Genomic DNA, 9,456 nt, shown 5'->3' with positions numbered 1-9,456 from the left:
TAGTTTCTGGTGACCGTCCAATTACACCACCAACAGATGAACTCCCTTTAGAACCAACACCTCCAGGTCACGGTCATCACACTGTGTCAGTTGATATTAACGATGGCTATGTTGAAATCACGGTAAATGGCAAATCCCAAACGACTGACTATACAGCAGAAGCTGATGACCGTGGTGTTGTTCACATCAAAGATCGTCACGGAAACATTGTGGGTGAAGGCAACATAGATGAAGTCAATGGTACAGTCACTTTTGGGAACGGTATTGTTGTAAATGACCGAGGTGATGTAACACTTCCTCCAGCGGTTAAAAACAACGTAAAAGACAGAGTGCAATCTATCGACCCAACTAAACTACAGAAAGCTAAATCCGCTATTCAACAACGTTTACGCGGCTAAAATTCAACCTGAGTTGAACCCGCTCACCCGATAATAGTGAACGCTATTATCGGGTGTTTTTACTCACTAGCTAAGGAAAGCGATTCGGAATTTGAATATGAAACGCCTTCTATTAATACTTGCTTCCACCTTCCCTTTTCATTCATCAGCAAATGACACTCTGGTTGAATCTATTGAGCGTTTTACGGATATTTTTTCCGTCAGCTTATCTCAAAACCCAGACAACGAAAAAACGGTTGCCACTCTTGATATCAACTATCAAATCAATGATAAATTGCGTGTTTTTGGAGAGGTTGATACTCAAGACTATTGGCAAGCAGGGTTGGGATATTCATTCTGGCAAGGGGACACGTACTACACTGAAAACACCGTAAAAGTCAGCGAACATGAGATCACAACAGGCATTTTTGTTGCTAAGTTGATTCATGAAAATTGGACACTGCTTGGCGATATCAACTACAACTATATGGACAGAGATTTCGATGCTTGTCTTCCAAACTTATGCATGGAATATAGAGCCTCTGACACATTCGATTATAGTGCAGGCGCTCTGTGGAGCCCGATTCAATATGCTGACTTTCTTTACAAATTCAACCAAGAAATCGGATTCAAAAAAGATACCCAAGACTTTTATATTAAAGATGAGACTACTACGAGATCTAGACATATCAGAAATGAAACTAGGACCAACATTCATTATCACGAAGTAGCTGTATTCTTTAACTTGAAGTACGTAAAACCGTCCGTTACCTATACCATATACCCTGAAACCAAAAACTATGTGGAATTCGGTTTAGCCTTCGATTTCTAGCTATTTAATAACTGTTTAAGCTCATCTCGTAACTCTTGATGTTGCCCATTAGTTTGATACTTCTTGTGATAGAAAAACTCAAACTCCACGGGACGCATTGAGAATGGAGGCTCATGAATTTGTAAGCCAATGATTTTTGCTAAATGGATCATGCTAACCGGAACAGCTGCAATATAGTCAGTCCCTTTTACCGCCAATATCAAGTTAGTGATGTTTCTTACTTCGATAGCAACATCACGAGTAAAGCTCTTTTCGGAAAGAAAGTCGACTATTTGAGTATCTTGGCGAAGTAACTTCAAGGTTACATGCCGTGCTTCAAGAAACTCATCCATCGAAATCTTCTCACCAAATTGACTGTTTTCAGGATCACTCATAAGAAGCAATCTATCAGTAGTTGCAAATTCAGACGCTAAACTTGACTGTTTAGGTAAACCAGTATCGACCACTAAATCTACTCGATTGAGTCGGATATCCTCGACAACATTCTCTACAGAAATTGGGGATTCAACTAACTGAACACCATTGAGCATGGGCATTTTGTGGAGCAGATTCGCAGGCATATAAACCGTAAAATCACGCTTTCTTGATACTGCACCTTCCATCAACTCTAAAGCATCAGATAATTGACCAGCCAGTTTGTGAGACATTGACGTTGGTTCTATTGAACGCCCTACTCTTACGAACAACGCATAGCCTACCACCGCTTCAAACCTCTTGATTGCAGCACTAACCGCAGGTTGAGTTAGCTCTAACGATTCAGCCGCTTTGGTTATCGATCTTTGTTGATATACAGAGAGGAATGGCTTTACTAAATTGAGATCAAACACGCTTTACTCCATCAAAACGGTGTACTCTTAGTGTAACAAAAAAGCCGAATGCTAGAAGCAATTCGGCTTTAATATTATCCAACAATGTTATGTAGAACTGTCGCTATTAGTGCTCGCGCGTCGCTCGGAATTGAACTTCAGGGAAACGTTCAGAAGCTAGGTTCAAGTTCACCATAGTTGGTGCGATGTAAGACAGGTTGTCACCGCCATCTAGCGCTAGGTTAGATTGGTTCTTACGTTTGAACTCTTCCAGTTTCTTAGCGTCGTCACACTCAACCCAGCGAGCTGTTGCAACGTTAACACCTTCGTAGATAGCTTCTACGTTGTATTCCGCTTTCAAGCGCGCTACAACCACGTCGAACTGAAGTACACCAACCGCACCAACGATCAGATCGTTGTTCTGCATAGGACGGAATACTTGTACTGCGCCCTCTTCAGAAAGCTGAACTAAGCCTTTTAGAAGTTGCTTCTGCTTAAGTGGATCGCGTAGGCGAATACGACGGAATAGCTCAGGTGCGAAGTTAGGAATACCAGCGAACTTAAGGCTCTCACCTTGAGTAAAGGTATCGCCAATCTGGATTGTGCCATGGTTATGCAGACCAATAATGTCACCAGCGTATGCTTTTTCAGCACGCGCACGGTCGCCCGCCATGAAGGTTACCGCATCCGAAATACTTACGTTCTTACCAGTACGAACATGGTTCATCTTCATGCCTTGGTCGTAAGTACCTGATACGATACGCATGAATGCGATACGGTCACGGTGTTTTGGATCCATGTTTGCTTGGATCTTAAACACGAAACCAGAGAACTTCTCTTCTGTCGCTTCAACATCACGCTCGTTCGCTTGACGCGTTTGAGGTGCTGGAGCCCATTTCGTTAGACCATCAAGCATGTGGTCAACACCAAAGTTACCCAATGCAGTACCGAAGTAAACCGGCGTTAGCTCACCAGCAAGGAACAGTTCGTGATCAAACTCCGGACAAGCACCAATAACAAGCTCTAGTTCTTCACGTACGCTTTCCGCAAGATCAGCACCTACCGCTTCATCTAGCTCAGGGTTGTCCAAACCTTTAATGATGCGAACTTCTTGAATCTCATGACCGTGGCCAGATTCGTACAAGATCGTTTCGTCACGGTGAATATGGTAAACACCTTTAAACTCTTTACCACAACCGATTGGCCATGAGATTGGAGCACAGGCCATACCTAGCTCGCTTTCCACTTCATCAAGCACTTCCATCGGGTCACGAACATCACGGTCAAGTTTGTTCATAAACGTTACGATTGGAGTATCACGCAGACGCGTTACTTCCATTAGTTTACGAGTACGATCCTCGACACCTTTCGCAGCATCGATAACCATCAAACATGAATCAACCGCTGTTAGCGTACGGTACGTATCTTCCGAGAAATCTTCGTGTCCTGGAGTATCTAGTAGGTTTACTAGGCAATCATTGTATGGGAATTGCATTACCGACGTAGTTACCGAGATACCACGTTCTTTTTCCATCTCCATCCAGTCAGATTTAGCGTGCTGGTTAGAGCCACGGCCTTTTACGGTACCCGCTTTTTGAATCGCGTTTCCGAATAAAAGAACTTTTTCAGTAATCGTGGTTTTACCCGCATCCGGGTGAGAGATAATCGCAAACGTTCTACGTTTGCTCACTTCTTGTTGGAAAGACATAGTCGCCCTTTGCTGATCTAAAGCGTAAAAAGGGCAAGTAGATAATACTTGCCCTTGAATTCTGTGTGCGGATTATACAGAAAGCGTATCACTTTCTAAAGGGTCAGTTTACACCCTATTTTTTGGCTAATTTTGTGATTAGCTATCTAGTTAGCGAAAAGACGTAACATGACTAGCTAAAAGACATAAAAAGATAGCTCATAATGATGGCATCTTCGTTGCCTTGTTTAGTTGGATAGTAATTACGACGGCGATCAACTTCGTTGAAGCCTGCCTTTTCGTAAAGATTAAACGCGTTCACATTACTTTCGCGAACTTCCAGCCAAGCGCTTTCAGCATCAGCTTGTTCACATATATCAAGGAAATGTTCAGTTAGTGCCTTACCATAACCTTTGCCTTGCTTGCTTGGGTCTACCGCAATATTAAGCAGCGTCACTTCACCAACAATATTTTGAGCGAAGAAATAGCCCACCACTTGTCCATCAACTTCAAGGACATGATGACAAGCGCCTCGGCTATCAAGATCTCGGATCATATTTTCAGACCAAGGGTGAGAATGCGCGGCCTGCTCTATCTTCCAAATGGCGTCTAGGTGTTGTTGTGAAGTCGGTAAAAATTGATTAGTCATAAGCACAAATTTGTTGCCATAAGTCGCGGCGGTGTTGGTTGTTACCGTTAATGTCAGACAGTAATGGCGATTGAAGTGTTTTAGCCTTCAGCTCTTGAGCCGACTCACAACCCGCAAACCATATCCACTCAACCGAACCTAAATCCACAGTAGACAAGTGTTGCGGTTGAAGGTGTAAAGCCTGAGATAAGTCGAGCTTGATACTTTTGAGTACTCGCTCAAACATCACGGCGAGATCTTCCTGAGGTTTTTCAGGCGAAACCAACAGTAACTTGCAATCGCTCGAGAGCGGAGTCAATTCAGATTCATAACCTGCTAAACGCTCTGGGTGACTTAGTTCCCATTGGCTAATGCCCATCTCATGTAGGTATTGCGCGTGTGTTTGTGACATATCTAGCGGTAGTAACCTTAAGTTTATTGGAGCCAAAGTTTATTGAAACCAGAAGTTTGTTAGAACTAGTTTTGTGAAAGCTGCCTCTATTGAAAGAGCGCTTATTAGAGCAGGGCTGATACTAACAAAAAATAAAGGAGCATCAAGCTCCTTTATTTAGACTAAATCAGTTTGTATCTTGTTGCGTGATAAATCAGCTTATAAGTCGTTGAACTCGGGGCTGTAAGCAATCTCACCAGCATGTCCAGCAAACGCACCGTTTACCAATTCAATCGCTTGGAAAGCACCTTCAGGCACATCCCAAACACAACTCAGGCCAAACTCGCTCGCAGCCTTGAAACCAAAGCGGCTGTAATAAGCAGGGTCACCCAACACAACGCAAGCTGGGTAACCAAAATCAACCAAAGTGGAAAACGCATCTTCAACTAGAGATTTGGCAATGCCTTGGTTGCGGAACTCTTCTTTCACAGCGAGAGGCGCAAGCCCTTGCCAGTTATGATCGTCGCCATCAAGAGTGATAGGGCTAAACATCAGGTGACCAACCACCTCGCCTTCATCAGAACAAGCCACCAGCGATAGCGTTAAATGGCTATTCTCACGCAAGCTCATAACCAAGTTAGCTTCTGCATCTGTTTCAAAAACAGATTTCAATAAACGATCAATGACAAGTATATCTGCCGGTGCTTCAGTTCGAATAAGCATTCATTACCTCACTTTGTGTATCTGGGGATTGTACTCCCTTCTGCACAAAATCAGCTAATTGATTTAACAAAGTTTTCATAGGAGTCGGCAATAAGTCCAAATCTACGCTATCCATCAAGTTTTTAACTTCTAAACCGAGCTCGGTATCGCCTTCAATAGACAGTCTACGTTGGAAGAAAAGCGTATCTGGGTCTTCTTTACGCCCCGCAATCAACACAAGATCGTTAAGATTGCCGCTAAAGCTTACATCTTCAACCACCTCTTTATCAGCTACAACCAGTTGCTCATTTTTGTAGCTAATACACCAACTTAACCCCATGTCTTTTATTGAGACTTTCAGCCATTTGTCTTCTAAAAACTCAAAGTCACCGTCCTCTAAAGCTTCCTTGAATACATTCTTAAGCGCCTCCAATAAGGCTCTTTTTTGTACTGTTTTAGGCAATAACTGGACTGGAGATCGCAAAATTGATGCGGCATTTTGAACTAGTTGAGTGCGAATCTTGTTTATCACGTGACTTATCCGTAACTTTGTCAATAATATGGAATGCATCATAGATGATGTTGAGATCTCAGTTACTGTTATGTATCAAATTAACTTCTGTTTGATACTCGACCTTTAATATCCTGAAAATCACAGTTATAGTAACTCAGGTAATGAGAATTACAGCGGATCGCTGCACTCACAGGTAAATATCGATAGCCACACAAAAAGTAATAAATATTTATCGATAGTGAATATTCAAGCTCTTGGAGAATTGGTAGTACTTTGATGCCTCCCCAACAACTACAACATTGGTTTACCCAGCTAACTGCAAATAGTCCGTTCTTTTTTGCAGTACTTGATGCTCAACATAACTATTTTATGGTGAATGAGCGTTACTGCGATATTGCTGGTTTGAGTCAACCAGAGCTTGCAGGCATGAATGATCGCCAAACATTGGGCGAACAGTTCTACCAACATCTCAAGCCTTACTATGAGCGTGCATTCAGTGGCGAAACGATTGAGGCCGAAGTCACCCTCAACGAAACAGACCTCGATACCAGCCTTCATTTCAGCCTATCTCCGCTTACCAATGGCAACAAAACCGACTACATCGTCTTTCACGCCTTCGACACATCAGAAAACCAAGTACTTGTCCGTTCTTTAGAAGAATCCGAAGCCAAATTCCACAAACTATCTCAACTACTCCCTGACGGATTACTGCTCGTTGAAAGTGACTATATCTTGTCATCCAACCCAGCGGCAGCGCGCCTGCTTGGCTTTAACTCAACCACAGAGTTAATTGGCGAACAGCTGGGACGCCTATTTATCGATGAACAAACCAAAACAGTCTTCAATAATAACCTCAGCTCTATTATTTCTGAGTCTGGTTTGGTTTGCTTAACGGGTGCGCGATGCGGCTTTGAACGTAAAGTTCAGCTCAACATCGACTCCACCACCGTTCTTGGAAGCAACACTCAGCTGGTGCTTATTCAAGACGCACAAGAAACCGCAAAACAATACACACCAGCAAACAGTGAAGATGCCTACATAGATGCACTGACCAAGCTCTACAACCGAGTTGGGTTTACTAAGCGTCTTGAGCAGTTCATTCACAATGATACGCCGGTGGTGATGCTCTACTTAGACATTGATAACTTTAAGAATATCAATGACTCACTTGGTCATCACATCGGTGACAAGGTGATTAAAGAGGTCGCTTCGCGTCTTAAACGCTTACTGCCTCGTAAGGCCGTGATTGGACATTTAGGCGGGGATGAGTTTGGTATTATCCTGCCAGAACCTGAACATCAGCGAACACCTGAAATGCTCGCTGAAAAGATCATATCTCTGATCAATCAACCCTTCGATCTTCACCACTTTAGCAAACGCTTAGCCTGCTCAATTGGTAGCGTGAGCTTTCCTCAAGATGGGACTGATGCTCGTATCTTGCTGCAAAATGCAGACACAGCAATGTATGAAGCCAAAGATCGTGGTCGCAACCGCCTGATCAAGTTCAACGAACAGATGAACAAAGAAGCGCGCATGCGACTGTGGCTTGAGATAGAGCTCCAAAAAGCACTGCAACAAAATGGACTTGAGGTTTGGTATCAACCGAAAGTGAATGCCCGTGATTTCACCATCAACGGCGCTGAAGCTCTGGTACGTTGGAAGCATCCTGTCGAAGGTTATATCAGTCCGGCCGCGTTCATTCCTGTGGCGGAACGAGCAGGGCTTATTGAACAACTTGGCCGAGTGGTAATGCGTGAAGTGTTTGCTACGGTTAAGCGCTGGAAGATGCAAGGTATCCTTCCAGGTCGTGTCGCGATCAACCTATCTCCAGAACAGTTTGGTAACCCAAAGCTGATTGATTATATGGAAAAATTGCTGCGTTCGACCGAGCTTGATCCAAGTGCGATTACGTTTGAGCTAACGGAAAGCGCGGTAATGAGTGATAGTGAACACACACTTCAAATGCTTAACGCCATCAAGAAACTTGGCTTTGCTCTCTCAATTGATGATTTCGGTACAGGTTACTCTTCACTGTCTTACCTTGCTCGCTTCCCAATTGATGAGCTTAAAATAGACCGTGCTTTCATCTCTGATATCGATACCCTACCAAAGCAAATTACCGTAATTGAAAACATCATCAACCTAGGTAAATCTCTCGATTTGACCGTGGTTGCAGAAGGTGTCGAAACCAGTGAGCAAGCGACTCTGCTGTCTAACCTCAACTGTAGTTCGATTCAAGGCTTCCACTTCTATCGTCCGCAACCAAAACAAGATGTCGAAGAGTTGTTTGCTCAAAACCGCCGTCATAAGAACTGATTAGACGATTCCAATACGCACCTCATTCAAAACCAAAGCAACACACAAAACTACCACTCGTCAGTACCTCAAACGGAGTAAAAGCAGATTTATCCATCTAAACCTGCCTTACATCAATTCCGTCATTCACAATTCTTCATAAAATGCTCGCTTCAACTTAATTCTACTGGTAGTGAGCAAATGGAACTCTTATGCCCAGCGGGTAACTTACCTGCTTTGAAAACCGCTATTGATTGTGGTGCGGATGCTGTCTATATCGGATTCAAAGACGATACCAATGCCCGACACTTTGCAGGCCTAAACTTTGCGGGTAAAAAGCTCGATCGTGCTGTGCAGTATGTGCATGACCACAACAAGAAAATTCATGTTGCCCTAAATACGTTTGCTCACCCAAATGGCTTCGACCGTTGGACTAATGCCGTAGACAACGCCGCTGCTCTGGGTGTTGATGCGCTGATCATCGCAGACATCGCGGTGCTTGAGTACGCAGCAAATAAGTATCCAGATCTAGAACTGCACCTATCAGTGCAAGCATCTGCGACCAATGCGGCGGCTATCGACTTCTACCATAAAAACTTCAACGTTAAGCGTGTCGTACTACCGCGTGTGTTGTCGATTCATCAGGTCAAACAGCTTTCTCGTAACATCACTTCTGACGTTGACCTTGAAGTATTCGCTTTTGGTAGCTTGTGCATCATGGCAGAAGGCCGTTGCTACCTCTCTTCATACATGACAGGCGAATCACCAAATACCGTTGGTGCTTGTTCTCCCGCAAAATACGTTCGCTGGCAAGAAACAGAAACTGGCCTCGAGTCTCGCTTGAACGAAATCCTTATCGATAAGTATGAAGCAGGTGAGAACGCAGGTTACCCAACGCTGTGTAAAGGCCGCTTTGAAGCCGAGATCGATGGTGAACGTAAGCGCTATCACGCACTTGAAGAGCCCACCAGCCTCAACACGCTATCCATGTTGCCTGAGCTTTTCGCGGCAAACGTTGCCTCAGTGAAGATTGAAGGTCGCCAACGCAGCCCGGCTTATGTTGAACAAGTCACTCGCACTTGGCGCGCAGCTATCGATCGCTACTTAGCGAACCCAGAACAATACCAAGTGGAACAAGCTTGGAATGCGACACTGGCGAATGTATCTGAAGGTACACAAACCACGCTTGGCGCTTATCACCGTAAATGGCAATAGAGCCAAATG

At 43.9% G+C, this 9,456-nt stretch carries 10 protein-coding genes; 4 read left to right on the top strand and 6 right to left on the bottom strand.

Annotated features, from left to right (window positions below):
* A partial coding sequence (locus AB4154_RS18855; RefSeq protein WP_372123809.1) for a hypothetical protein occupies nucleotides 1-398 on the top strand: 398 nt, incomplete at its 5' end.
* Between the two features lie 97 nt (nucleotides 399-495).
* On the top strand, nucleotides 496-1,209 hold the full coding sequence (locus AB4154_RS18850) for a hypothetical protein (protein WP_372123808.1): 714 nt from the start codon (nucleotides 496-498) through the stop codon (nucleotides 1,207-1,209).
* On the opposite strand, the gene AB4154_RS18845 is transcribed toward AB4154_RS18850, so the two are convergent.
* The 6 genes from AB4154_RS18845 to AB4154_RS18820 all read right to left on the bottom strand — a co-directional run bounded on the left by AB4154_RS18845 (nucleotide 1,206) and on the right by AB4154_RS18820 (nucleotide 5,955).
* Nucleotides 1,206-2,036 (bottom strand): LysR family transcriptional regulator, encoded by an 831-nt coding sequence (locus AB4154_RS18845; protein WP_136989294.1) that lies wholly within the window; start codon nucleotides 2,034-2,036, stop codon nucleotides 1,206-1,208. The two genes, AB4154_RS18850 and AB4154_RS18845, sit on opposite strands and share 4 nt — an antisense overlap.
* Nucleotides 2,037-2,142: 106 nt before the next feature.
* On the bottom strand, nucleotides 2,143-3,723 hold the full coding sequence (prfC, locus tag AB4154_RS18840; RefSeq protein ID WP_017063282.1) for a peptide chain release factor 3: 1,581 nt from the start codon (nucleotides 3,721-3,723) through the stop codon (nucleotides 2,143-2,145).
* A gap of 172 nt (nucleotides 3,724-3,895) precedes the next feature.
* On the bottom strand, nucleotides 3,896-4,351 hold the full coding sequence (gene rimI, locus AB4154_RS18835) for a ribosomal protein S18-alanine N-acetyltransferase (protein ID WP_017059243.1): 456 nt from the start codon (nucleotides 4,349-4,351) through the stop codon (nucleotides 3,896-3,898).
* A complete protein-coding gene (locus AB4154_RS18830; RefSeq protein ID WP_017063280.1) occupies nucleotides 4,344-4,742 on the bottom strand; it encodes a DNA polymerase III subunit psi in 399 nt (132 codons plus the stop codon). The genes rimI and AB4154_RS18830 overlap by 8 nt, the downstream gene beginning before the upstream one ends.
* A 198-nt stretch (nucleotides 4,743-4,940) precedes the next feature.
* Complete coding sequence (locus AB4154_RS18825; RefSeq protein ID WP_017063279.1) at nucleotides 4,941-5,444, bottom strand: GNAT family N-acetyltransferase; 504 nt, start codon at nucleotides 5,442-5,444, stop codon at nucleotides 4,941-4,943.
* Nucleotides 5,428-5,955 carry an SCP2 domain-containing protein gene (locus AB4154_RS18820; protein ID WP_029235120.1) on the bottom strand — a complete coding sequence of 176 codons (528 nt, stop codon included), beginning with the start codon at nucleotides 5,953-5,955 and terminating at the stop codon, nucleotides 5,428-5,430. Before AB4154_RS18820 ends, AB4154_RS18825 begins: the two co-directional genes overlap by 17 nt.
* Before the next feature lie 258 nt (nucleotides 5,956-6,213).
* Here AB4154_RS18820 and AB4154_RS18815 point away from each other — a divergent pair, with 258 nt between their 5' ends.
* Both AB4154_RS18815 and AB4154_RS18805 read left to right on the top strand, forming a co-directional pair.
* Nucleotides 6,214-8,253 carry a bifunctional diguanylate cyclase/phosphodiesterase gene (locus tag AB4154_RS18815; protein ID WP_017072096.1) on the top strand — a complete coding sequence of 680 codons (2,040 nt, stop codon included), beginning with the start codon at nucleotides 6,214-6,216 and terminating at the stop codon, nucleotides 8,251-8,253.
* A gap of 180 nt (nucleotides 8,254-8,433) precedes the next feature.
* The gene (locus tag AB4154_RS18805; RefSeq protein ID WP_017068227.1) at nucleotides 8,434-9,447 is read left to right on the top strand and encodes a peptidase U32 family protein; all 1,014 of its coding nucleotides are present in this window, start codon (nucleotides 8,434-8,436) and stop codon (nucleotides 9,445-9,447) included.
* Nucleotides 9,448-9,456: the final 9 nt, after the last annotated feature.

The sequence above is a fragment of the Vibrio sp. 10N.286.51.B11 genome (genome assembly GCF_041469245.1).
GTDB lineage: Bacteria > Pseudomonadota > Gammaproteobacteria > Enterobacterales > Vibrionaceae > Vibrio > Vibrio crassostreae_C.
This window is presented reverse-complemented; position numbering and strand designations above follow the sequence as displayed.